This is a genomic window from Streptomyces tuirus (genome assembly GCF_014701095.1).
GTDB lineage: Bacteria > Actinomycetota > Actinomycetes > Streptomycetales > Streptomycetaceae > Streptomyces > Streptomyces tuirus.
This window is the reverse complement of sequence record NZ_AP023439.1, coordinates 980,001-1,004,638: the sequence shown is the minus strand read 5'-3', so window position 1 is coordinate 1,004,638 and position 24,638 is coordinate 980,001. Positions and strand designations below refer to the sequence as shown.

The 24,638-nt window shown below is 71.2% G+C and carries 17 protein-coding genes (1 of these 17 only partly in view); 9 read left to right on the top strand and 8 right to left on the bottom strand.

Annotated elements, in window-relative coordinates; all coding sequences use genetic code 11:
- Positions 1–349: 349 nt before the first annotated feature.
- Positions 350–910, bottom strand: coding sequence for a hypothetical protein (locus tag IGS69_RS04730; protein WP_190897269.1), 561 nt, complete (start codon positions 908–910; stop codon positions 350–352).
- Between the two features lie 418 nt (positions 911–1,328).
- On the opposite strand from IGS69_RS04730, the gene IGS69_RS04725 reads away from it, so the two are divergent.
- Genes IGS69_RS04725 through IGS69_RS04705 form a run of 5 tightly spaced genes read left to right on the top strand, consistent with a single transcriptional unit; the run spans position 1,329 to position 9,545 of the window.
- Positions 1,329–4,400: a sensor histidine kinase gene (locus tag IGS69_RS04725; protein ID WP_190897267.1), complete on the top strand. Its 3,072-nt coding sequence runs from the start codon at positions 1,329–1,331 to the stop codon at positions 4,398–4,400.
- A complete protein-coding gene (locus tag IGS69_RS04720) occupies positions 4,397–4,831 on the top strand; it encodes a roadblock/LC7 domain-containing protein (protein ID WP_190897265.1) in 435 nt (144 codons plus the stop codon). Before IGS69_RS04725 ends, IGS69_RS04720 begins: the two co-directional genes overlap by 4 nt.
- A gap of 9 nt (positions 4,832–4,840) precedes the next feature.
- Positions 4,841–5,236 carry a DUF742 domain-containing protein gene (locus IGS69_RS04715; protein WP_190897263.1) on the top strand — a complete coding sequence of 132 codons (396 nt, stop codon included), beginning with the start codon at positions 4,841–4,843 and terminating at the stop codon, positions 5,234–5,236.
- A 24-nt stretch (positions 5,237–5,260) separates the two neighbouring features.
- Positions 5,261–8,959 carry a hydantoinase B/oxoprolinase family protein gene (locus tag IGS69_RS04710; RefSeq protein ID WP_190897261.1) on the top strand — a complete coding sequence of 1,233 codons (3,699 nt, stop codon included), beginning with the start codon at positions 5,261–5,263 and terminating at the stop codon, positions 8,957–8,959.
- Positions 8,940–9,545 (top strand): GTP-binding protein, encoded by a 606-nt coding sequence (locus IGS69_RS04705; RefSeq protein ID WP_190897259.1) that lies wholly within the window; start codon positions 8,940–8,942, stop codon positions 9,543–9,545. The genes IGS69_RS04710 and IGS69_RS04705 overlap by 20 nt, the downstream gene beginning before the upstream one ends.
- Before the next feature lie 220 nt (positions 9,546–9,765).
- Here the strand turns inward: IGS69_RS04705 and glpK are convergent, their stop codons facing one another.
- The 5 genes from glpK to IGS69_RS04680 all read right to left on the bottom strand — a co-directional run bounded on the left by glpK (position 9,766) and on the right by IGS69_RS04680 (position 16,373).
- Complete coding sequence (gene glpK / locus IGS69_RS04700; RefSeq protein WP_190897257.1) at positions 9,766–11,286, bottom strand: glycerol kinase GlpK; 1,521 nt, start codon at positions 11,284–11,286, stop codon at positions 9,766–9,768.
- Positions 11,287–11,305: 19 nt separating this feature from the next.
- Positions 11,306–12,100 (bottom strand): MIP/aquaporin family protein, encoded by a 795-nt coding sequence (locus IGS69_RS04695; protein ID WP_190897255.1) that lies wholly within the window; start codon positions 12,098–12,100, stop codon positions 11,306–11,308.
- Positions 12,101–12,851: 751 nt separating this feature from the next.
- On the bottom strand, positions 12,852–14,609 hold the full coding sequence (locus IGS69_RS04690) for a bifunctional diguanylate cyclase/phosphodiesterase (RefSeq protein WP_232543433.1): 1,758 nt from the start codon (positions 14,607–14,609) through the stop codon (positions 12,852–12,854).
- Positions 14,610–14,760: 151 nt separating this feature from the next.
- On the bottom strand, positions 14,761–15,951 hold the full coding sequence (locus IGS69_RS04685) for a lipid-transfer protein (RefSeq protein WP_190897254.1): 1,191 nt from the start codon (positions 15,949–15,951) through the stop codon (positions 14,761–14,763).
- The gene (locus IGS69_RS04680) at positions 15,948–16,373 is read right to left on the bottom strand and encodes a Zn-ribbon domain-containing OB-fold protein (RefSeq protein WP_190904377.1); all 426 of its coding nucleotides are present in this window, start codon (positions 16,371–16,373) and stop codon (positions 15,948–15,950) included. Before IGS69_RS04680 ends, IGS69_RS04685 begins: the two co-directional genes overlap by 4 nt.
- Before the next feature lie 174 nt (positions 16,374–16,547).
- On the opposite strand from IGS69_RS04680, the gene IGS69_RS04675 reads away from it, so the two are divergent.
- Together IGS69_RS04675 and IGS69_RS04670 are read left to right on the top strand one after the other, a co-directional pair.
- Positions 16,548–17,369, top strand: coding sequence for a M15 family metallopeptidase (locus IGS69_RS04675; RefSeq protein ID WP_190897252.1), 822 nt, complete (start codon positions 16,548–16,550; stop codon positions 17,367–17,369).
- A 46-nt stretch (positions 17,370–17,415) separates the two neighbouring features.
- Positions 17,416–17,952 (top strand): NUDIX domain-containing protein, encoded by a 537-nt coding sequence (locus IGS69_RS04670; protein WP_190897250.1) that lies wholly within the window; start codon positions 17,416–17,418, stop codon positions 17,950–17,952.
- Between the two features lie 2 nt (positions 17,953–17,954).
- Here the strand turns inward: IGS69_RS04670 and IGS69_RS04665 are convergent, their stop codons facing one another.
- On the bottom strand, positions 17,955–20,321 hold the full coding sequence (locus tag IGS69_RS04665) for a glycoside hydrolase family 31 protein (RefSeq protein ID WP_190897248.1): 2,367 nt from the start codon (positions 20,319–20,321) through the stop codon (positions 17,955–17,957).
- Positions 20,322–20,532: 211 nt separating this feature from the next.
- On the opposite strand from IGS69_RS04665, the gene IGS69_RS04660 reads away from it, so the two are divergent.
- Together IGS69_RS04660 and IGS69_RS04655 are read left to right on the top strand one after the other, a co-directional pair.
- Complete coding sequence (locus IGS69_RS04660) at positions 20,533–22,500, top strand: acetoacetate--CoA ligase (RefSeq protein WP_190897246.1); 1,968 nt, start codon at positions 20,533–20,535, stop codon at positions 22,498–22,500.
- Positions 22,501–22,674: 174 nt separating this feature from the next.
- A complete protein-coding gene (locus IGS69_RS04655) occupies positions 22,675–23,565 on the top strand; it encodes a hypothetical protein (RefSeq protein ID WP_190897244.1) in 891 nt (296 codons plus the stop codon).
- Positions 23,566–23,634: 69 nt separating this feature from the next.
- On the opposite strand, the gene ptsP is transcribed toward IGS69_RS04655, so the two are convergent.
- Positions 23,635–24,638, bottom strand: partial view of a phosphoenolpyruvate--protein phosphotransferase gene (gene ptsP / locus IGS69_RS04650; RefSeq protein WP_190897243.1) — the 3' portion only. It continues 667 nt past the right edge of the window; only the last 1,004 of its 1,671 coding nucleotides appear in the window; the start codon falls outside the window, past its right edge; its stop codon occupies positions 23,635–23,637.

The window sequence follows — 24,638 nt, the reverse complement described above, 5'->3', positions numbered from 1 at the left end:
GAGTGGGCTGCCTCACCGCGGCCGTCACTGGAGTGGGTCGCCTTCACCGCCGCGATATTTGGAGTGAGCCACCTCACCGACGGCCGCACCGTCCGCGGGGCCTCGTGATCGTCGTCATCGGCGCCGTCCCCAACGCGGAACGGCTGTACTCGCCGTGGACCGCCCGCGTGAGGACGCGCGGTGTCACTCGGTTAGGGCGCTTGGTGCACCACCGTGAAGACGAGCGATGCCCGACGATGAAGATGCGCGGGACCCTACGGCGAGGACGCGCCGGGCGGGGTCTCGGCCAGTGGCCGCTCTCGCATCCGGTGGCCTCGCCCTCGCCCCGGATCCTCCCCGTCGCCACGTCTCACGAGTGGGACAGCTGCCCCGCTCCACCCCGCCGGCGTATCCGCTCCTGTGCCCGCTCGGCGGTCCTCTCCTGCCGCCTGGTCCGGCGTCGCTCGCGCCGCAGGGCCCGCGCCGTGCTGCTCGGTACGGACACCACGCCGTTGCGCTGGTTCCAGACCTGGCGCGTCACCCACACGTCGAGCGCTCCCCAGGTGGCCGCGATCGTGCTGACCACACTGCTGATCACCATGGGGAACGCCAGCCAGGACCCGGCCATCGTGCACAGGAAGGCCACCATCGCCTGGATCAGCGTCACGGCTATGAGGAGGACCGCCCGCACCGCAGCCGTCCGCACCGGATCCGGCAGCCGACGCCGCCGGGCGGGCTCCTCGACCCAAAGGGGCCGGTAGTACTCCTCGCGGGTGCCACGGCCCCCCTCGCGAGCCCGAACCCCCGCCTCTCGCTGCAAGGGCCCCGCCGCGCCCTCGGAAATGCCGCGATCGGTCGCCTCGGGATCCCGATGCCCCGTCAGCTGCGCCCCACCCGCCCCGGGCGCACCGCGCCGTTCCGCCGTGCCCATCACCGTGTCACTCCCCACCGCCAGCAGACCAATCGCTCGCGTCCGAAGACCCGTGCTCCCCAGTGGCTGCCCGGCTTGCGCTGTTTTACGCCGCCCAGGTGCGGGACGCGGCTCCTGTGGCCGATTCCGCCCCCGTTTCCCATAGAGAAGGACGAACAACTCCTCATGAAGATTCCCGGAGACCGAAAAATTTCGGCCAACCACCCTGACGGAGTCGAGGGGTTGGTCCGCGCCGCGACCACCGGTTTCGGGAGACAACTCCCGCAATGCCCGGACAACTCGCCATGCCGCGTGGCTGGCGCGGAACTCCAGGCTCCGGACCAGTCTTCGAGTTCCCTGTGCGTCGGTAGTAGGCTCGCGCCGTTTGTTGACGCACATGTGTACCCCCGGTAGCCGGGGGCCCGAGCTGGGGGAGGCCATGCGCTTTCGCGGGAAGTCCATCCGCCGGAAGATCGTGGCGCTGCTTCTCGTGCCGCTGGTGTCCCTGACCGCGATCTGGGCCTTCGCCACGGTGCTCACGGGACGTGAGGCGGGCGACCTCTTCAACGTGTCGTCCGTGGTGGAGAAGATCGGCTACCCCATCGAGGACACCGTCCGCGTCCTCCAGGAGGAACGCCGCCAGACCCTCGTCCACCTCGCCGACCCCCGCGCGTCCGACGGTCTCGCCGCCCTCCGGCGCAGCCGGAACGCCACCGACAAGGCCGTCGCCGGCATCCGCGAGAACGCCCGGAACCCAGACGTGCGCGATGCGATGGGCGCGGACACCGACGAGCGACTGACCGCCGTCCTGGACGCCTTCGACGGCATCGACTCGCTGCGCCGCAGCGTCGAGGACGGCACCGTCAACCGCACCCAGGCCCTCGACCTCTACAACCGGCTGGTCGACCCCAGCTACGTGCTCCTCGCCAACCTGCACGTGGTCGACAACATCGAGCTGGACAAGCAGTACCGCGCGCTGGTCAACCTCGCCCGCGCCCGCGAGCTGCTCTCCCGTGAGGACGCCCTCCTCGGCTCCGCCCTGATCGTCGGCAGGATCTCGCACTCCGAGGAGCGGGACATCTCCGACCTCGTGGCCCAGCGCACTCTGATGTACGACGTCAACCTGCCGCTGCTGCCCGTGGCGGAACGCGACCGCTACCAGACCTTCTGGAAGAACGCCTCCTCCGCTCCCTTGCGCGTGGCCGAGGAAGCCGCCGTCTCCTCCGAGGCCGGGGCCGGAAGCCCCCGCGGCGTCTCCGCCAAGAGCTGGGACAGCGCCGCAGGGAACGTGCTCGACGAGCTCGGCACCCTCAACGACCAGGCCAACGACCGCTACCAGGACCGCGTCCACCCCGTCGCCGTCGGTGTCATCGCCAAGGCCGTGATCGCCGGTGCACTCGGCCTGATCGCGCTCCTGGTCTCCCTCTTCCTGTCCGTGCGCGTCGGCCGCACCCTCATCCGCGATCTGCGGCAACTGCGCCTGGAGGCCCACGAAGCGTCCGGAGTGCGGCTGCCCAGTGTGATGCGCCGCCTCTCCGCGGGCGAGCAGGTCGACGTCGAGACCGAGGTCCCGCGCCTGGAATACGACAAGAACGAGATGGGCGAGGTCGGCCAGGCCCTCAACACCCTGCAGCGTGCCGCCGTCGAAGCCGCCGTCAAGCAGGCCGAACTGCGCGCCGGCGTCTCCGAGGTCTTCGTCAACCTCGCCCGCCGCAGCCAGGTTCTGCTGCACAAGCAGCTCACCCTCCTCGACGCCATGGAGCGCCGGACCGAGGACACCGAGGAACTCGCCGACCTGTTCCGCCTCGATCACCTGACCACCCGCATGCGCCGGCACGCCGAGGGCCTGGTGATCCTCTCCGGCGCCGCGCCCTCCCGGCAGTGGCGCAAGCCCGTCCAGCTGATGGACGTCGTGCGTGCCGCCGTCGCCGAGGTCGAGGACTACGAGCGCATCGAGGTCCGACGTCTGCCGCGAATCGCCATCAGCGGCCCGGCCGTCGCCGACCTCACGCACCTCGTGGCCGAACTGCTGGAGAACGCCACGGTCTTCTCGCCGCCGCACACCGCCGTCCAGGTCCTGGGCGAACGCGTCGCCAACGGCTTCACCCTGGAGATTCACGACCGAGGCCTCGGCATGGCGGCCGAAGCGCTGCTGGACGCCAACCTCCGGCTCGCCGAGACGCCGGAGTTCGAGCTCTCCGACACCGACCGGCTCGGCCTGTTCGTCGTCAGCCGGCTCGCCCAGCGCCAGAACGTCCGGGTCTCCCTGCAGCCCTCCCCGTACGGCGGCACGACCGCCGTGGTCTTCATCCCCGACGCGCTGCTGACCGACGACGTCCCGGACACCAACGGCATCGGGTTCCGCCTCGACCGCCCCCAGCTGGCCCCGGACAGCGAACCGCAGGACAGCCGCCGCGCCGCGCTGTCCCAGGCGTCCGCGCAGCGCCCCGGCCTGCCCGCCACCCTGCTGGACGGACCGGTCGAGCTCGAGGCACCCGTCGGCCTGGACGCCATCGCAGACCTCCCCGGAGCCGTCGAGGACGACGACGGCGAACACGGTGGCCTGTTCCGGCCCCGCCACTCCCTCATCCGCGCCACGGACGAGACCGCAGCTCGCCGCACCGACCCGCGCCGGACCGCCGACGCCCGCGGCACGGGGGACGGGTCCGACGCCGACGACGAGCTGAGCCCGCCGGTCCCGCTGCCCCGCCGCCACACCCCCAAGCTGGTCAGCTCGCACGGACGCCCGGTCACCGAGCAGCGCACCCGGCGGGCCAAGACGGACGAGGAGACCACCACGGCCCTGGCCCGCACGGAGTCGAGCCCCACCTCCGCGCTCCCGTCACGCCGCCGGAGCGAGGATCCGACGGGCAGCCGGGCCACCGGCCGGCCGGGCCCCGAACCGGCGTCCGCCCTTCCGGCCCGGCGCCGCACCGAGAACTCCTCGTCCGGCAGCGTCCGGGGCGACGCCCTGCCGGACGCACCGCCACCGCTGCCGGCCCGCCGTCGCGGGACCGACTCCACCCGCCGCGGCATCGGCGCGGCCGGTCGCAACGAGGAGCACACCGCATCCCCGGCCTCGCCCGGCGCCACGGGCGACCGATCGGAGCCAGCCGTCCTCCCGAGGCGGACCCGCCGCGCGGAGATCGCCGCGAGCGGCTCCGAGACACCCGACCACGGCTCCTCGGAGACCGCCGCCGGACCCTCGCGCCACGGGACGGGCTCCGGCGCCACACCCCAGGGAACCGGCTCCGCACCACAGCCCGCTTCCGGCACGGCCCCGCTGCCCCGGCGCGTCCGGCAGGCGAACCTGGCCCCGCAGCTGAAACGGAGCTCGAAGCCGCGTACCGACGTCGGGGCCGAGCCCGTCGAACGCGACGCCGAGGAAGTACGCAGCCGCATGGCATCGCTCCAGCGGGGCTGGCAGCGCGGCCGTGAGGAGAACGCCGCGGGCGATACCGCCCACAGCGGCACAGCACCACAAGGAACGACAGAGGGGGACGGTCGATGACCGCACCGAAGGCGACCGGCCACACCGCGACGATCAAGGGGGAGCTGAACTGGCTCCTCGACGATCTGGTGGACCGAGTCGCGAGCATCCGCAAGGCTCTCGTGCTCTCCAGCGACGGTTTGCCGACGGGCGTGTCCAAAGACCTGACCAGGGAGGACAGCGAGCACCTGGCCGCCGTCGCCTCCGGGTTCCACAGCCTTGCCAAGGGCGTGGGGCGTCACTTCGAGGCCGGCAACGTCCGCCAGACGGTCGTCGAGCTCGACGACGCCTTCCTCTTCGTGACGGCCGCCGGTGACGGCAGCTGCCTCGCCGTCCTCTCCGACGCCGACTCGGACGTCGGCCAGGTCGCCTACGAGATGACGCTGCTCGTGAAGCGGGTGGGTGTGCATCTGGCCGCCGCTCCGCGCACCGATCTGCCCGCAGGCGGGTAGTGGGATGGCATGAGCGCTGACGGTCAGGGAAGAAGCCACTGGTTCGACGACGACGCCGGACCGGTCGTCCGCCCGTACGCCATGACCCGCGGCCGCACCAGCAGCCAGGGCCAGCACCGCCTGGACCTGATCGCGGTCGTGGTCGCGGAGCCGCACGCGGACGATCCCGAAGCGGACCACATGCTCTCCCCGGAGCACGTGGACATCGTCGAACTGTGCCGTGACGTCCCGCAGTCGGTCGCCGAACTCGCAGCGGAACTCGACCTGCCGATCGGAGTGGTACGGGTCCTCGTCGGAGATCTCGTGGACGGAGAATTCGTCCATGTGAACCGGCCCGTACCCCCCGCCGAGCTGCCGGACGAGAGTATTCTGCGCGACGTGATCAACGGCCTCCGGGCGCTGTGAGCAGCGTGGAAGCGGGGTACTGACGTGACTGGCTGGCAGTTCTGGGTGGACCGCGGCGGCACCTTCACCGACGTCGTCGCCCGGCGCCCGGACGGCCGGCTGCTCACGCACAAGCTGCTCTCGGACAACCCCACCCGCTACGCGGACGCCGCGGTCGAGGGCGTCCGCACCCTGCTGGGCGGCTCCGACGAGCCCGTCGACAGCGTGCGCATGGGGACCACCGTCGCCACCAACGCCCTCCTGGAACGCAAGGGCGAGCGCACGCTGCTGCTCATCACCCGCGGCTTCCGCGACGCCCTGCGCATCGCCTATCAGAACCGCCCGAGCATCTTCGCCCGCCGCATCGACCTGCCCGAGCTGCTGTACGAACGGGTCGTCGAGGTCGACGAGCGCATCGCCGCCGACGGCACCGTCCTGCGCGCCCCCGCCCTGGACGCCCTCGCCGGGCCGCTCCAGGAGGCGTACGACGACGGGATCCGCGCCGTCGCGGTGGTCTGCATGCACAGCCACCTCCACCCGGCCCACGAACAGGCCGTCGGGGAGCTCGCCGCCCGCATCGGCTTTCCGCAGATCTCGCTCTCCGGCGAGGCCAGCCCCTTGATGAAGCTCGTCCCCCGCGGAGACACCGCCGTGGTCGACGCCTACCTCTCGCCCGTGCTGCGCCGCTACGTCCGGCACGTCGCCGACGAACTCGAAGGCGTACGGCTGATGTTCATGCAGTCCAACGGCGGCCTCACCGAGGCCGGGCAGTTCCGCGGGAAGGACGCCATCCTGTCCGGGCCGGCCGGCGGCATCGTCGGCATGGCCCGGATGTCGCAGCTCGCCGGCTTCGACCGCGTGATCGGCTTCGACATGGGCGGCACCTCCACCGACGTCTCCCATTTCGCCGGCGCGTACGAGCGCGTCTTCACCAGCCGGATCGGCGGCGTCCGGCTGCGCGCCCCGATGCTGGACATCCACACCGTCGCCGCCGGTGGCGGTTCCGTCCTGCACTTCGACGGCTCCCGCTACCGCGTAGGGCCTGACTCGGCGGGCGCGGACCCCGGACCTGCCTGCTACCGGGGCGGTGGGCCGCTCACCGTGACCGACGCCAACGTCATGCTCGGCCGGATCCAGCCCGCCCACTTCCCGAAGGTGTTCGGGCCGGGCGGCGACGAGCCTCTCGACGAGGTGCTCGTCCGGGACCGGTTCACCGCCCTCGCCCGCGAGATCGGCGAGCGGACCGGCGACGACCGCACGCCGGAACAGGTCGCCGAGGGGTACCTGCAGATCGCCGTGGCCAACATCGCGTCGGCGGTGAAGCGGATCTCCGTCCAGAAGGGCCACGACGTCACCCGCTACGCCCTCACCACGTTCGGCGGCGCCGGCGGTCAGCACGCCTGCAAGGTCGCCGACTCCCTCGGCATCCGCAGCGTCCTCGTACCACCCATGGCCGGGGTCCTCTCCGCACTCGGCATCGGCCTCGCCGACACCACCGCCATGCGCGAGCAGTCCGTCGAGGCACCCCTGGAGGCCGCCTCGATGCCCGGCGTCCTCAAGACCGCCGAAGACCTGGAGGCGGCGGCCCGCGCCGAACTCCTTGCCGAAGACGTCCCGGAGGACCACATCGAGGTCACCCGACGCGCGGAACTGCGCTACGACGGCACGGACACCACCCTCACCGTCGAGCTGACCGAGCCGGGCGCGATGCGCCACGCATTCGAAGAACGTCATCGCGCCACGTACTCCTTCACGCTCGACCGCCCGATCGTCGTCGAAGCCCTCTCCGTCGAAGCCACCGGCATCACCGAACCCCCTGATCTCTCCGCTCTCGCCCCTTGGCGGGCCGCCCCCGAGGGCAACCCCGGCCGCGGCTCCGCAGCGCCCCGGACCGTCCGCCTCCACGCGGACGGCGCCTGGCGCGACGTACCCCTCCACCGCCGCGAGGACCTTCCTCCCGGCGACACCGTCACCGGCCCGGCGATCATCGCCGAAGCCGGGTCCACGACCGTCGTCGACGACGGCTGGCGGGCCGCGGCGACCGACGACGGGCATCTGGTCATGGAACGCGCCGCGATTACACAGAGTTCCGATCTCGACACGAAAGTCGACCCGGTTCTGCTTGAGGTCTTCAACAACCTGTTCATGTCGATCGCCGAGCAGATGGGCGCCCGCCTCGAATCGACCGCCCAGTCCGTCAACATCAAGGAGCGCCTGGACTTCTCCTGCGCCCTCTTCGACCCGGACGGAAACCTGGTGGCCAACGCCCCGCACATCCCCGTCCACCTCGGCTCCATGGGCACGAGCGTCAAAGAGGTCATCCGCCGGCGCGGCCCCCGAATGCGCCCGGGCGACACCTACGCCGTCAACGACCCGTACCACGGCGGCACCCACCTGCCCGACGTCACGGTGATCACGCCGGTCTTCGACACCGCACCACCATCCGACACGGAGAGTGACGCGAGGAACGGCTCGGAGGGTGCCCAGCACAGTGATCCGAAGATCCTCTTCTACGTCGCCTCACGCGGCCACCACGCCGAGATCGGCGGCATCGCCCCCGGCTCCATGCCCGCGGGCAGCCGCACCATCGAGGAGGAAGGCGTCCTCTTCGACAACTGGCTGCTCGCCGAGAACGGCCGCTTCCGCGAGGCCGAGACCCTCCGCCTCCTCACCGAGGCGCGCCACCCCTCCCGCAACCCGAAGACCAACCTCGCCGACCTGCGCGCCCAGATCGCCGCCAACCGCAAGGGCGTCGACGAGGTCGGTCGCATGATCGAGGACTACGGACTCGACGTTGTCCAGGCCTACATGAGGCACGTCCAGGACAACGCCGAAGAGGCCGTACGCCGGGTCATCGACGTTCTCGACGACGGCGACTACGCCTACGAGACCGACGCGGGCGCCGTCATTCGCGTGGCCGTGCGCGTGGACCGCGAGAACCGGGCCGCGACCATCGACTTCACCGGCACGTCCGCGCAGTTGCCCACCAATTTCAACGCCCCCTTCTCGGTCGTCAACGCGGCCGTCCTGTACGTCTTCCGCACCCTCGTCGCCGACGACATCCCCCTCAACGACGGCTGTCTGCGCCCCCTGAGCATCGTCGTCCCGCCCGGCTCCCTGCTCGCCCCCGAGCCGCCCGCCGCCGTCGTCGCGGGCAACGTGGAGACCTCCCAGGCCGTCACCGGCGCCCTCTACGCGGCGCTCGGCGTCCAGGCCGAGGGCTCAGGGACCATGAACAACGTCACCTTCGGCAACGAACGCCACCAGTACTACGAAACCGTTGCCTCAGGCTCCGGCGCGGGTGACGGCTTCCACGGCGCACCCGTCGTCCAGACCCACATGACCAACTCCCGCCTCACCGACCCCGAGGTCCTGGAGTGGCGACTGCCCGTACGCCTCGAGGAGTTCGCCGTGCGGCGCGGCAGCGGCGGCGCGGGCCGGTGGCACGGCGGGGACGGCGCCGTACGCCGCATCCGCTTCCTCGAACCCATGACCGTCTCCACCCTGTCCCAGCACCGCCGGGTCCCGCCTTACGGCATGGCCGGAGGTGAGCCCGGCGCCCTCGGCGCCAACCGGGTGGAGCACGCGGACGGCACGGTGACCGCACTCGGCGGCAGCGACTCCGCGGACCTCGTCACCGGCGACGTACTCGTCATCGAAACCCCAGGCGGCGGAGGCTATGGCCCGCCGTCGCCCGACCCCCATCAAGCAGGAGAAGAGATCGATGATCTTCGGGCGTTCTGAGCGCGGCAAGCCTCCGGTCGAGCCCGTCACGCTCAAGATCCTGGTGGCCGGCGGCTTCGGCGTGGGCAAGACCACGCTCGTCGGCGCGGTCAGCGAGATCAGGCCGCTGCGCACCGAGGAGCTGCTCACCGAGGCCGGGCGCCCGGTCGACGACACCAGCGGTGTGGAAGGCAAGAGCACCACGACCGTGGCCATGGACTTCGGCCGCATCACCCTCCGCGAGGACCTCGTGCTGTACCTCTTCGGCACGCCCGGGCAGGAGCGGTTCTGGTTCATGTGGGACGAGCTCTCCGAGGGCGCGCTCGGTGCCGTCGTGCTGGCCGACACCCGCCGCCTGGAGGACTGCTTCGCCGCCGTCGACTACTTCGAACGGCGCTCGATCCCCTTCCTCGTCGGCGTCAACTGCTTCGAGGGCGCTCCCCGTTACCCGGCAGAGGACGTCCGTCAGGCCCTCGACCTCGATGAGGGCGTGCCGCTCCTCATGTGCGACGCCCGGGACCGCGAATCGGTCAAGGAGGCACTCATCGGCGTCGTCCAGCACGCCATGGCGTACGCGGCCGACCGCCGCGAGGCCGTGACCGGCTGACACCGACGACCGACGCGAACGGCCCGAACCCGACGACCGGCGCACACGGCCCCGCCAACCGGGACCGACGCGCAGGGCCCCTGGTTGAGGACCGACGGGCAAGGCCCATAACCGACAACCGATGAGCACGGCCCATAACCGACAACTGATGAGCACGGCCCGTACACCCGCCGACCGGGAGTACGGGCCGCAGCCGTGGCGACGCTCCACGCGTGCGTGGTCAGCTGTCGCCCTCCTCCACCCAGCCGAAGCTCTTCTCCACGGCCTTGCGCCAGTTGTGGTACTCGCGGTCCCGCACAGACGCCTCCATGTTCGGCGTCCACTCGACGTCCTTCTGCCAGTGCGCCTTGAGCTCGTCCAGGTCGTTCCACACCCCGGTGGCCAGACCGGCCGCGTACGCGGCACCCAGGCAGGTCGTCTCGGAGACCTTGGGCCGCACCACCGGCACGTCGAGCACGTCCGACTGGTGCTGCATCAGCAGGTTGTTCTTCGTCATGCCGCCGTCGACCTTGAGGGTGGTGATGTGCACCCCGGAGTCCTGGTACATGGCGTCCACGACCTCGCGCGTCTGCCAGCTCGTCGCCTCCAGCACCGCGCGCGCGAGGTGAGCCTTCGTGACGTACCGGGTGAGGCCCGTGATCACGCCTCGCGCGTCGGAGCGCCAGTACGGCGCGAACAGGCCCGAGAACGCCGGCACGATGTACGCACCGCCGTTGTCCTCCACGCTCGCTGCGAGAGGCTCGATCTCGTCAGCCGTCCGGATGATGCCGAGCTGGTCCCGGAACCACTGGACCAGCGCGCCCGTGATGGCGATCGCGCCTTCCAGGCAGTAGACCGGCGCCTCAGTGCCGATCTTGTACCCCATGGTCGTCAGCAGACCGCTCTTCGACGGCACCGGGCGGTCACCCGTGTTGAGCAGCAGGAAGCTGCCCGTGCCATAGGTGTTCTTGGCCGTGCCGACGTCGTAGCAGGCCTGGCCGAACACGGCGGCCTGCTGGTCGCCCAGCGCGGAGGCCACGGGGACCCCGGCCAGCTGGCCCACCGCGGTGCCGTACACCTCGGAGGAGGACCGGATCTCCGGCAGCATGGCCTCCGGGACATTCATCGCCGAGAGGATCGACGGGTCCCACTGGAGGGTCTCCAGGTTCATCAGCATGGTGCGCCCGGCGTTCGTCACATCGGTGACGTGCTGCCCGCCGTCCGTGCCGCCCGTGAGGTTCCAGATCAGCCAGGAGTCCATCGTGCCGAAGGCGATCTCGCCGCGTTCGGCCCGCGCCCGGAGGTCGGGCACGTTGTCGAGCAGCCAGGCCGCCTTGGGCCCGGAGAAGTAGGTCGCCAGCGGCAGACCCGTCTGCTCACGGAAGCGGTCCTGCCCGTCCGAGCCGCCCAGCTGGTTGCACAGGGCCGCCGTCCGCGTGTCCTGCCAGACGATCGCGTTGTGTACCGGCTTGCCGGTCGCCCGGTCCCACAGCAGGGTCGTCTCACGCTGGTTGGTGATCCCCATCGCGCTCAGCTGGTCGGCCCTCAGACCGGCCTTGGCGAGCGCTCCCGCCACCACCGCCTGCACCTTGGACCAGATCTCGGTGGCGTCGTGCTCCACCCAGCCGGGCTTCGGGAAGATCTGGCGGTGCTCGCGCTGGTCCACGGCGACGATCGCGCCGTCCTGGCTGAAGACGATACAGCGGCTCGATGTGGTGCCCTGATCGATGGCTGCGACGTACTTCGCGGAGTTGTCCGTCATGGCTACCCCTTCGGCTGGTTCAGAAGGCTGCGTTGTAGATGACGCCACCGAGCAGGCCGCCGATCAGTGGTCCGACGACGGGGATCCACGAGTAGCCCCAGTCGGACGTGCCCTTGTTCGGGATCGGCAGGATGGCGTGGATGATGCGCGGGCCGAGGTCACGCGCCGGGTTGATGGCATAGCCGGTGGGACCACCCAGGGACAGGCCGATGCCGACGACCAGCAGGGACACCAGCAGGATCGCGATACCGGATCCGTAGATGCCGCCGCCCCCGGGAATCAGGCCGATGCCGACGCCCTCCACGTGCCTGTCCTGCCCGACCAGGGCCAGGATCGGCAACACCAGCGCGATGGTGGCGAGGATCTCCGTGACCAGGTTGGCGATCGGGTTCCGGATCTCAGGGATGGTCGCGAAAATCCCCAGCGTGGGCACTGGTTCGTCCGCCGTGCCCTCCGTGGTGCCCGTCGTCCGCACATTGGCCGCGAACTGGGCGTAGTACACGAGGTAGCACAGGACTGCCCCGATCATGGCGCCGGTGATCTGCCCCAGCAGGTACACCCAGACCTTGCTCCACACGCCGGTGTCGACGGCCAGGCCGAAGGTGACTGCGGGGTTGATGACCCCTCCGGACAGGGGAGCGGCGGTGTACGCGCCGGCCAGCACGCCGAAGCCCCAGCCGAACGCGATCACGATCCACCCGGAGGCCCGTGCTTTCGAGAATCTGAGGGTGACGGCGGCACACACGCCGGCACCGAAGAGAATCAGAATCGCCGTGCCTATCATCTCGCCGACGAAAATGTCTCCGTTAGTCATGGCTGCTCCTCAGCCTAGGCCCGGGACGATCGGCCCCGGTCCTCACCTGCAGGGTGCGTTTCCCGTGGCTACTTCAGCCGAAGGCAGGGAGATCCCGCGCCCCGCCCGGCATCCGTGACGAGCGTGCCGTCGCAGCCGAATCGCCCGTGGGGGAATGGGCCTTGGCGTAGGCGCATCCATGCGCCGCAGTGCCGGAATACGCCGCCTTTGGACGGCGATGTCGACTGACACCGGAAGTGTTCACCGGCACCCACAGGGCGTCAAGGTCGCCGACCGCAACGGTTGCGGCCATCCGACGGCCACCGGGCTCACGCCGGGCCGACGGGCCGGTTGCTCGGCCCTGGCGGCGCCCGGTCGGGTCGTTGTTCAGATCTGGTCCGGGCCCGCGCGGCCGGCGGTGCGCCGCGCGAGGCTTGGCTGATGGTGTCCGGCCTCCGCCGGGCTCCGCCAGGGGCGAAAACCCGGCCGCACCTGACTCCTTGCTTGCTAGTGTCCAGGATCCACCTGACCAGGAGGTTTCTCAACCGCAGGAGTTCCGCGGGGCTCTGGCCCGCGGCGGAGGTGGCCTGGCGGCGGGTCATGGCGGCCCCGGCGGCCGGTCACCGCCGCCCCGTGCACGACCTCGGCAGCGTCGCAACTCCACGGGCCCCAGTCGCCGGCTCGGCTGCCGAACGCCGCCGAAGGCCGACGAGCGCAGACGCACGACGACCGTCGAGCAGGGAGCGGCCCTGCAGGGGCCGGCCCACACGCCTCAGACGCCTTGCGCGCCCCTCTCGACCGCCGTACCGCACCCCGCAGACGCAGACGCAGACGCAGACGCAGGCGCAGACGCAGAGGCAGACGCAGGCGCAGACGCAGAGGCAGAGGCACGCGCGGGCGCAGACGCATACACCGGCTCCGGCGTGGGTTGTGAGCCCCGACGGGTTTCATGGCGCGCCACGCCCGCCCGGCCCAGCACCCAACTCGCCCCGCTCAACGCCTTCGCCGCCTTCTTCAACGGGGCCAGGCAGGCCGCGGCCTGCCGGTGGTCGCTCACGCTGCCCGGCGCGCAGAGCACCGTCGCGAGCGACAGCGTGACCGGCCGGCCCCCGGCCGACCAGGGAGCGTCCAGCACCGAGGCAACCAGCGGATCGAGGCCGTCCGGATCGGCGAGAACCAGGAAGTCGTCCCCGCCGATATGCCCCACCTTCGCGCCGTCCGCCGCGGCCTGGTGCAGCGCCCGGCCCACCGCCCTGATCAGCTCGTCGCCCGCCGCGAATCCGGCCCCGTCGTTGACTTGTTTGAAGTGGTCTACGTCCAGCCAGCTCAACGCGAACGCCCGCCCGGCCGCGATCCGGCGGTCGACCTCGCCGGTGATCGCGTCGGAGCCGGGCAGACGCGTCAGCGGATTGAGTCCCGCCGCCTCCTCCACTCGTGTCTCGGCCAGTGCTCGCACGAGGTCGGCGAGCCGCACGACCCCCACGCACCGTCCGTTCTCGTCCACCACGGCCACGTCGTCCGAGGTGCGGTCCCGCTCGCCGACCGCCACCACGTCCAGCACCTCCCAGGCCGTGGCGTCGACACCCACCGTCCGCGGCGGATCACCGAGCTTGGCCGCGGGGCGGTCGGCGTACAGGGCGTGCCCGTAGCGCCCCGACATCGACAGCAGGAAGCGGGAGCGGTGCACGGACCGCACCGGAACCCCCCTGGCGTCCACGAGCAGCACCCCGGACACATCCGGTGACCCGGTCAGCAGGGCTCGTACCTGCCCCGCGGACGCCGTGGCGGGCAGCAGGGCGGCGGGCCGGACGAACTCCCGCACCGACGGCCCGGACCCCGGAGCCGGCGCCTCGGCGGGGGAGCGGGGCGGTACGTAGACGTCCGCGGCGGGCAGGCGGGCCGGTGGCGCGAAGAGTTCGCCCTGCGCCAGCTGTGCCCCGGCCGCCAGCGCCACCGCACACTGCCCCTCGGTCTCCACCCCCTCCACGGCCAGGAGCGCCCCCATCTCGTCGCACAGCGTCCGCATCGACCGCACCACTGCCGGTCGCGCCAGCACCGAGGCGTCCAGCTTGACCAGGCCGGGCGCGAGGTCCGAGAGCAGCCGCAACGGCACATCCCCGTCCCCGACACCGTCCGCGCAGATCCGGAAGCCCTGCCCGCGCAGCACGGCCACCGCCTCCAGCAGAGAATGCTGCGGCACATGCGTGTACGGCGGGCAGACGTCGAGCGTCACCTCCCAGGGGAGCCGCCCGGCCTCACGCACGGCGTCGTGCAGCGAAGGGAGCCCTCCGAGGTCGCTGAGGGTCCCGGCGAACACGTTGACGAACAACGGAAGAAGGGTCTCTTTCCGCACCGCCGCGCGGATCGCCGACACCGCCAGCCGGCAGTCGAGCTCCGGGTCCCGGCGGGCCTCGGCCAGGATGTCGCCGGTCTCCGGCCGGGCGAGTATCTCCAGCCCAGCGACCGCTCCGGTCGTCAGATTGACCACCGGTTGGAAGGCGAAGCGGAGAGTGTCCGTCCAGGAGTGCACGGGAGCATGATTGACGCCACCGGTGCACGCCCAAGCCCAGTTCATGAGACGTTCACGCAGCATTTCGGCGTGATCACACAGCGTATTCCTCACGGCTCGATCGACCGTACGACCCGCATCAGGAGCAGCGCCGGCCACACGGCACCGAGGCTCACCGCACCGCGATCACCGCCGACCCGTGCCCGAACAGCCCCTGGTTTGCGGCGATGCCGACGCGCGCTCCCGGGACCTGCCGGTCACCCGCCACGCCCCTCAACTGCCGGGTCAGCTCACACACCTGGGCTATCGCCTGCGCCGGAACGGCCTCCCCGAAGGAGGCCAGTCCGCCGCTGACATTCACCGGTATACGCCCTCCCAGCGCCGTCGCCCCGTCCCTCAGCAGCTTCACACCCTCGCCCTCCCCGCACAGCCCCAGGTCCTCGTACCACTGCAACTCGAGGGCGGTGGACAGGTCGTAGACCTCGGCGAGCGACAGGTCCTCCGGTCCGAGGCCCGCCTCCTCGTAGGCCGCCCGGGCGATCGATCTGCGAAACGTCTCGCCGGGCGGCTCCACCGCCCGTGCCGAGTCCGTGGCGATGTCCGGCAGGTCCAGCACGGTGCTGGGGTAGCGCGGGGTCACCGTGGACACCGCGAGGATCCGCACCGGCTCCGCCTGCCCGTGCCGGCGCGCGTACTCCATGCTCGAGAGCACGACCGCCGCGCCGCCGTCGGAGGTCGCGCAGATGTCCAGCAGCCGTAACGGGTCGGCGACCACGGCGGAGGCGGCGACCTCCTCGGCGGTCACGCGACTGCGGTAGCGCGCGCGGGGATTCAGCGCTCCCATCGCCGAGTTCTTCACCTTCACCCGCGCGAAATCGTCCGGCGTGTCACTGTGCTCAGCCATGCGTCTGCGGGCGTACAGACCGAAGTAGACGGGGTTGGTGGCCCCGAGAATCCGGAACCGCAGCCAGTCGGGATCGTCCGGCCGGTCCCCGCCCGCGGGGCGGAAGAACCCCTTGGGGGCGGCATCGGCCCCGACGACGAGCACCACATCGGCGAGCCCGGCGAGGATCTGGGCCCGCGCGGCGTCGATGGCCTGCGCCCCGGACGCGCACGCGGCGTACACGCTGGTGACCCGCGCCCCTTGCCAGCCGAGTGCCTTCGCGAACGTGGCCCCGGCGACATGGCCGGGATAGCCGCCCCGCACCGTGTCCGCACCGACGATCGCGCCTATGTCCCGCCACTTCAGTCCCGCATCGGCGAGCGCCTCCCGGGCCGCTGCGACGCCGTACTCCACGAAGTTGCGCCCCCACTTGCCCCATGGGTGCATGCCCGCGCCGAGCACCGCCACCTCTTCCGTCATGCCGTCACCCCCGTCGGCCGCCAGTGCCATGTCATCCAGGTCGTCTCCGCGTCCTCATGGAGCACACCGGGTACGACCTCCACCTCCAGGCCCACCGCCAGGTCGGCGACGGTGACCCCGGGAGCCGCCTGCCCCAGCACCACCATCCGCTCGGCCTCCAGCTCCACAGCGATGAACGCGCACGGCTCCCACGAAAGTTCCGGATCGGTCACATAGGGTGACGGAGGGGGATACCGGCTGTCCGTGTAGGACCAGACGCGCCCACGCCGCGACAGCGGAACCTCCGTCAACTCGCCGCCCCTGCAGGAGGGGTTGCGGCAGTGATGGTCCTCCCGGGGGAAGAAGACAGAGGCGCACGCCGAACAGCGCGTGCCGAGCAGCCGGAAATCATTCCCCTCCCCGGCGAACCACCCCGTCACCACAGGTGTTCGTGCACGCGCCACAGCACCCTCCCGCAGAAAGAATCTGACGGAACGTCAGGAGTGTGTCACGGCCGGTCGGAGATCGGCAGTCCGCGAGCCCGAAACGAACGGACGCTCGCGATTCCGCATGCGGCCCCTTCCCACGACGTCACCGGTCCTGGTAGACGCAGGGGCATGACACGACTCACCACCGTGGCGCGTGCCCTCATCACCACGTTCGCCGCCCTCCTGGCATCGACCGCACCCGGCACGACCGCCCAGGCCGGCACCGACCCGAAAGCACCGAAGGACTTCGTGGCGCTGAGAAGCGTGGATCCGACCATCATCCAGGAGATGCGCTACGTCACCCCGCACAACTTCGTGGGTGAGCGCATCGACGGCTACCGGCAGCCCATCTGCATCCTCACCCGCCCCGCCGCAGAAGCCCTCCACAAGGCCCAGCGACAGCTCCTGCGCCAGGGCTACAGCCTCAAGGTGTACGACTGTTACCGGCCGCAGCGCGCGGTAAACCACTTCGTCCGCTGGGCCGAGGATCTCGACGACGAGGCCATGAAGGGTGAGTTCTACCCGAACGTCGACAAGACCCGGCTGTTCGCCGACGGCTACATCGCGGCGAAATCCGGCCACAGCCGTGGTTCGACCCTGGACGTCACGCTTGTCAAGCTCCCGGCGAAGCCGACCCGGCCCTACCGCCCCGGAGAGCCCCTGGTGCCCTGCTTCGCGCCCAAGGGCGAGCGGTTCCCCGACAACTCGATCGACATGGGGACCGGCTTCGACTGCTTCGACACCCTCTCGCACACCCTCTCGCACACCCTCGACCCACGCATCCAGGGCCGGCAGCGCGCCAACCGACTGCTGCTCAAGGGCACCCTGGAAAGCCTCGGCTTCGTGAACCTGGCGGAGGAGTGGTGGCACTACACCTTCAAGCCCGAGGCCCATCCGGACACGTACTTCGACTTCCCCGTGGCCAGGAAGTCCCTCGCCGGCGCTCACTGAGCAGCCTGCCCGAAGTGCCCTCTCCGTGATCGGCTACAGTCCGCGCGTGTCCGAATCTCAGCACTCCGCTTCCAACCCCGCGCCGAACCCCCACTGTTCGAGCTGCGGCGCGCCCTACGGAGAGGGCGTCACCGGCTGGCCCCGCACCTGCCCGGTGTGCGGGGCCGTGGCCTACCGCAACCCGCTCCCGGTCGCGGTCGCCCTCCAGCCCGTGTACGACACCCAGGGCACCGCCCTGGTCGTCATCACCCGAACCATCACCCCCGCGCGCGGGGGCATCGCCCTGCCCGGCGGCTACATCGACGACCGGGAGGACTGGCGGCAGGCCGTCATCCGCGAACTCCGGGAGGAGACCGGCATCGACGCGGCCGGCCGTGACGTACGGCTCGCCGACGCGATGAGCTCTCCCGACGGACACCTGCTGCTCTTCGGCCTCCTCCCGGAGCGCCCGGCCGAGGGCCTGCCCTCCTCCGCCGCCACGGACGAGACAGAGGGCTGGCACCTCCTGCGCAGGCCAGAAGAACTCGCCTTTCCCCTGCACACTCTGGCCGTGCGGGCCTGGTTCGAGGGCCGGTACATCTGAGCTCAGCGCTCCGCGGCCCCGCGGACGCGCACCGGGTAGGACGGCGCGCCGCCGCCGTCCTCGCCCTCCCGCTCGACGACCACCCGGGAGCCCGCCCACCGAGCGGTGTAGCGCTCGATCTCCGGCTCGTCCCACCCGTCGCCCCCGTCCGGCACGACCAGCCCGCCCCCGGTCCGTCCCGGGGCGGGCGCCCACACCTCCAGCTCCAGCCCGCCGTCCTCCCCGCGTACGGGAAGCACGGCACCCGCGCGCGCGAACACCGGAATCCGCGCCAGCGGCGCCTCGACGAGCACCTGCCCCGGCCCTTCGTACGCCCGCCCTGTCGCGGTGTCGTACCAGCGCCCCCACGGGAGCCGCACGGCACGCCGGTCGGCGCCCGGGGCCAGCACCGGCGCCACCAGCAGGCTGTCGCCCAGCAGGAAGGCGTCGTCGCAGTCGCGCAGCGCCCGCTCCTCCGGCGCCGCCCACCACAGCGGCCGCACGAAGGGCGCGCCGGTCCGCCGCGCCAGATGCGCCAGCGTCACGAAGTACGGCAGCAGCCGACGGCGTTCGACAAGCGCCACGCGCGCGTGCTCCAGCACCTCGTCGCCGAACTCCCACGGCTCCCTGCGGCCCGCGCGCAGACTCGCGTGCGTCCGGAACAGCGGCAGATACGCGCCCAGCTGGAACCACCGCAGATACAGCTCGGGAGACGGATCCCCGTCGAAGCCCCCGACGTCCGGCCCCGAGTACGGGACGCCGCACAGCCCGAGCCCCATCACCAGCGCCAGCGATGCCCGCAGCCCCGGCCACCCGGTGGCCACGTCCCCCGACCACGTCCCCCCGTAGCGCTGCATACCGGCCCACCCGGAGCGGGAGAACAGGAACGGCCGTTCCTCCGGGGCCAGCTTCCGCAGCCCTTCGTAGCCGGCCCTGGCCATGCACAGCGCGTACACGTTGTGCGCCTCACGATGGTCACCGCCGCGTCCCTCCAGGGAGTGACGGGCCGAGCGCGGCAGTGTCGACTCGCCGAAGGCGGTGAACGAAGTGGGCTCGTTCATGTCGTGCCAGAACCCGGAGAAGCCCTGCGCGAGCCGCTCCTCGTAGAGGCCGCCCCACCACGCACGCACGCGCGCGTGCGTGAAATCGGGAAACACCGCCTCCCCGGGCCATGCGACCCCCTCCACGACCTCTCCCGAGGCATCCCGCACAAACGCTTCCCCGGCTACACCGCTGTCGTACACCGCGTTGCCGGGAAGGGCCTTCACCGCAGGGTCGACGATCGACACCAGCCGGATGCCGTCCCGCCGGAGTTCCTCGGCCAGCACGGGCAACTTGGGGAAGCGGTCCTGGTCGACGGTGAACACCTGATGGGCGTCGAGATGGTCGATGTCCAGGTGCACGGCGTCCAGAGGCAGACCATGTTCCAGGTAGCCCGCGACGATCCGCCGCACCTCCTGTTCACTGCCGAACCCCCACCGCGCGTGATGGTGCCCGAGCGCCCACGCGGGCGGCAGCGCGGGCGCCCCGGTGAGCGACGCCCAGGTGAGCAGCACGCGCGCGGGGGTGCCCACCATCACCCAGCAGCGCAGTGGCCCGCCGTCCATCCGCAGCTCACTCGTCCCGGCCCGGTCGTGCCCGGAACCCGCGCCCTCCTCGCCCTCCCGCAGCGTCACCGTGCCGTCCCACGAGCTGTCGTGGAACGCCAGATGCGTACCGCCGTCGGACACGACCAGCTGCACCGGCATCGTGATGTACAGCGGGTCCTGCCCGGGCGCGAAGGCACGGCCGGGATCGCTGTTCCACAGCCGGTACGTCCCGTCCGGCAGCCGGGGACCCGAGGCACGCCCCCCGAGGCCGAAGAACCGTGCGTCGGCGCCCACCTCCGAACGCTGCATCCACCGCGCCGGACCGCCCCCGACCGGCTCCCACCACCGCGGCGGCAGATCACGCCGCAGGGTCACACCACCCGGGGTACGCACCTCCACCGCGCCGTACCGCGAGACCACCACCGTCACCCGCTCGGCCACCACACGCCAGCCGCCGTCCTTGTCCGGCTCCAGGAGCGCCCGAGGATCCGGCTCGGGACAACGACCGGCCAGCGCGTACGACGGCTCCGGCTCCGCCCCGTCCCAGCCCCAGAACACGGCCCCGTTCACGGCCACCAGAATCCGCAGCTCCGACCGGCTGAACCGGATCACACCGCCTCCCGGCCCCGGCTCCACGTCCTCCACGGCCCCGGGCACCCGTGCACGCTCCGGCCCCCGCGCCGGCAGTCCGATGGCGTCGGCCCGGCGCCTGCGCCAGGCTGCCCGTACGGTACGCACACCCTGCGCCGCCCCCACCGAGGCCACCGCTTTCACCGAACGCACCAGGTCACGACCGTTCATACTGCTCACCCTGCCACCGACCGACCCGCACACGTGTGTCGTTCAACTGCCGTTCACCCGTGCCAGGACCACATCTTCACGACAGGGACTATGTGGGGCGCGCCCTGGTGTCGAAGTCGATCACATGGCATTGTCCGTGCCAGCCGCTCACGCGCACACCCCAGCCCGTGCGCGGAGGACGCACACGACGCGCACAGTCCGGGAGCCGACCATGTCGACCGACAGTTTCCAGCCGCTCTGGCAGCCCGACCCCGAGCGCATCGCCCGCGCACGGATCACCAGGTTCCAGGCCTGGGCCGCCGAACACCACGGCGCCCCCGCCGAAGGCGGCTACGCGGCGCTGCAGCGCTGGTCCGTCGACGAGCTGGACACCTTCTGGAGAGCCGTCGCGGAGTGGTTCGACGTCCGCTTCTCCCACCCCTACGCGCGCGTGCTCGGCGACCGCTCGATGCCAGGCGCCCAGTGGTTCCCCGAAGCCACTCTCAACTACGCCGAACACGCCCTGCGCGCGGCCGCCACCCGCGCGGACGAACCGGCGCTCCTGCACGTCGACGAGACACACGAACCCCGCCCCGTCACCTGGGCCGAGCTGCGCCGCCAGGTCGGCTCCCTGGCCGCCGAACTGCGCGCCCTCGGTGTACGCCCCGGCGATCGCGTCAGCGGCTACCTCCCGAACGTCCCCCAGGCGGTGGTGGCCCTTCTCGCCACAGCCGCCGTCGGCGCGGTCTGGACGTCCTGCGCACCCGACTTCGGCGCCCGCAGCGTCCTCGACCGCTTCCAGCAGGTCGAACCGGTGGTGCTCTTCACGGTCGACGGCTACCGCTACGGCGGCAAGGAGCACGACCGGCGCGACGTCGTCACCGAGCTGCGCCGCGAACTGCCCACCCTGCGCGCAGTGATCCACATCCCGCTCCTCGGCACCGAGGCACCCGAGGGCGCCCTGGACTGGTCGGCCCTCACCTCGGCCGACACCGAGCCCGTCTTCGAGCAGGTGCCCTTCGACCACCCCCTGTGGGTGCTCTACTCCTCCGGCACGACCGGCCTGCCCAAGGCCATCGTCCAGTCCCAGGGCGGCATCCTGGTCGAGCACCTCAAACAACTCGGCCTGCACTGCGACCTCGGCCCCGAGGACCGCTTCTTCTGGTACACCTCGACCGGCTGGATGATGTGGAACTTCCTCGTCTCCGGCCTGCTCACCGGCACCACGATCGTCCTCTACGACGGCAGCCCCGGCTATCCCGACACCGGCGCCCAGTGGCGGATCGCCGAACGCACGAAAGCCACCCTCTACGGCACCTCGGCCGCCTACGTCATGGCGTGCCGCAAGGCCGGCGTGCACCCGTCCCGCGACTTCGACCTGTCCTCCGTCCAGTGCGTCGCCACCACCGGGTCCCCCCTCCCGCCCGACGGCTTCCGCTGGCTCCACGACGAAGTCCGCGACGACCTGTGGATCGCCTCCGTCAGCGGTGGCACCGACGTGTGCTCCTGCTTCGCCGGAGCCGTACCGACCCTCCCCGTGCACGTAGGCGAGCTCCAGGCCCCGTGCCTCGGCACCGACCTGCAGTCCTGGGACCCCAGCGGCAACCCCCTCGTCGACGAGGTCGGCGAACTCGTCGTCACCAACCCCATGCCGTCGATGCCCATCCACTTCTGGAACGACCCCGACGGCAGCCGCTATCACGACAGCTACTTCGACACCTACCCCGGCGTATGGCGGCACGGCGACTGGATCACCCTCACCTCCCGCGGATCGGTCGTCATCCACGGCCGCTCCGACTCCACGCTCAACCGCCAGGGCGTCCGCATGGGATCGGCCGACATCTACGAAGCCGTGGAGCGGCTCCCCGAGGTCAGGGAGTCCCTCGTCATCGGCATCGAGCAGCCCGACGGCGGCTACTGGATGCCCCTCTTCGTCCACCTGGCCCCCGGCGCCGTCCTCGACGAAGCACTGCTGAACCGCATCAAGCAGACGATCCGGGAACAGTTGTCACCGCGCCACGTCCCCGACGAGATCATCGAAGTACCCGGCGTCCCGCACACCCTGACCGGCAAGCGCATCGAGGTGCCCGTCAAGCGCCTCCTGCAAGGCACCCCGCTCGAGAAGGCGGTCAACCCGGGCTCCATCGACAACCTCGACCTGCTGAACTTCTACGAGGACCTGGCCCGCAAGCGCGCCTGACCCCTGCCGCGCAACTCCCCGTCACCATGACTCGGGGCGCAGGTCACCGCGCACACCCATTGTGACCTGCGCCTTCATGGTGCGATTGCGTGCACGCTCACCAGACCCGGACCGATTGTCAGTGCCGACGATTACTGTGAGTGAGCATTGATCGACCGTGCACAGGGGGAAACAATGGCGCACACCGACAACCGCACCATGCGACGCGTCCTGCACCGCGAGATCGCCGGCACCATCGGCCTGCTCACCGACGAACACGACTTCCGGGCCATGCGGCGCTACCGCACCTTCACCTTCGCCGACCACGCGACCTACCTGAAACAGGTGGAGTCCCTCCTCAGGACCCGGGCGCTGCAGGGCGGCCACACCACCGTGGCCCTCTTCGACCCCGAGGAATACGCCGGGTTCTGCAGGCAAAAGGGCCTGGACCCCGACAACGCGTCGAGCCGCACCCGCTTCACCGCGCAGATCGCAGCCACCGGCCCGACCCTTCCCTACGACGGCCGGCCGCTGGCAGACCTCGTCCCGGCCCTCGTCGACGAGGCCGTCCGGCGGGCCACCTGGGAGTACGCGACCACCCTCCTCGCCCGCCTGGGCGCCTGCACCACCTGCGGCGAAGACATCGGACGAGCCGCCTTCACCCGAGCCGCGGGCCTCCTCGTCCGCATTCTCGACACGGCCCCGCCCGGCGACCGCCACCTCGTCTGCAGCGTCACCGGACCGCCGGAGACCCTCATCGCCGCCCTGCACATCGCCGACGACGGAGCCGCCCTGGAACTGGACGAGACCGAGGCCCTCGAGTTCACCACGGTCCTGGCCGTCGGCCTGGCCACCGAAAGTCCCGGAGGACTCGTCATCCGCGCGAGCGCCCCGGATACACCCGACCAGGTCTATGGCTGGCGCCTGCGTGCATACGGACTCGAACCCCTCACCGCGGGAGAGGTCTTCGACGCCTACTGCACCGACATCGAATCCGGAGACCTGATCTCCCCGGAATCCAACGTCGACTACTGCGCACCGCCCGACCTCGGCGACGAGAAACCCGCCCAGGGCCACCAGCACTGAGAACACCGGAGGGGCGCCCCACCTCAGTGGAGCGCCCCTCCCCGGAAGCCGTGGGCGGCAAGGCCAGAGCTACTCGCCCGACAACACCGCCTGCGCCGCGCTGCGCGCGTCCTCGGCACTGTCCGTCGCCCGTGCAGCCGCAGCGGCCCGCTCGCACTGCGCCAGCGTGTACTTCGCCAGCGTCGCCCGGACATAGGGAATCGACGCGGCACCCATCGAGAGAGAGGTGACGCCCAGACCGGTCAGCACACACGCGAGCAGCGGGTCGGACGCGGCCTCGCCACAGACACCACAGCTCTTGCCCTCGGCCTTGGCCGCCTCGGCGGACAGCTCCACCAGGTCCAGGAGCGCGGGCTGCCACGGGTCCTGCAGACGGGAGACGGCACCCACTTGACGGTCGGCGGCGAAGGTGTACTGGGCGAGGTCGTTCGTCCCCAGCGACAGGAACTCGACCTCCTGGAGGATCGAGCGAGCCCGCAGAGCGGCCGACGGGATCTCGACCATCGCGCCGAACTTCGCCCGCAGCCCAGCCTCACGGCAGGCGTCGGCGAAGGCCCGGGCATCCGTCCGGTCCGCCACCATCGGGGCCATGACCTCGAGGTAGACCGGCAGCCCCTCGGCGGCCTTCGCCAGCGCGGTCAGCTGAGTGCGCAGGACGTCCGGGTGATCGAGCAGCGTCCGCAGCCCACGCACGCCGAGCGCCGGGTTCGGCTCGTCCGCGGGCGTGAGGAAGGCGAGCGGCTTGTCCGCGCCCGCGTCCAGCACGCGCACCACGACGCGCCCCTCGGGGAACGCCTCGAGCACCTGCCGGTAGGCAGCGACCTGCTTCTCCTCGGACGGCGCCTGCTTGCTGTCGTCCAGGAAGAGGAACTCGGTACGGAAGAGACCGACGCCCTCTGCACCCGCCTCGACGGCGGCCTCCACATCAGCGGGGCCACCGATGTTCGCGAGCAGCGGCACCTTGTGACCGTCAGCGGTGGCACCGGGTCCGGTAGAGGCCGCCAACGCAGCCTTCCGCTCGGCGGCGGCGGCCTCGAGCTGGGCCTTCTTATCCTCACTCGGCTCCACGAAGA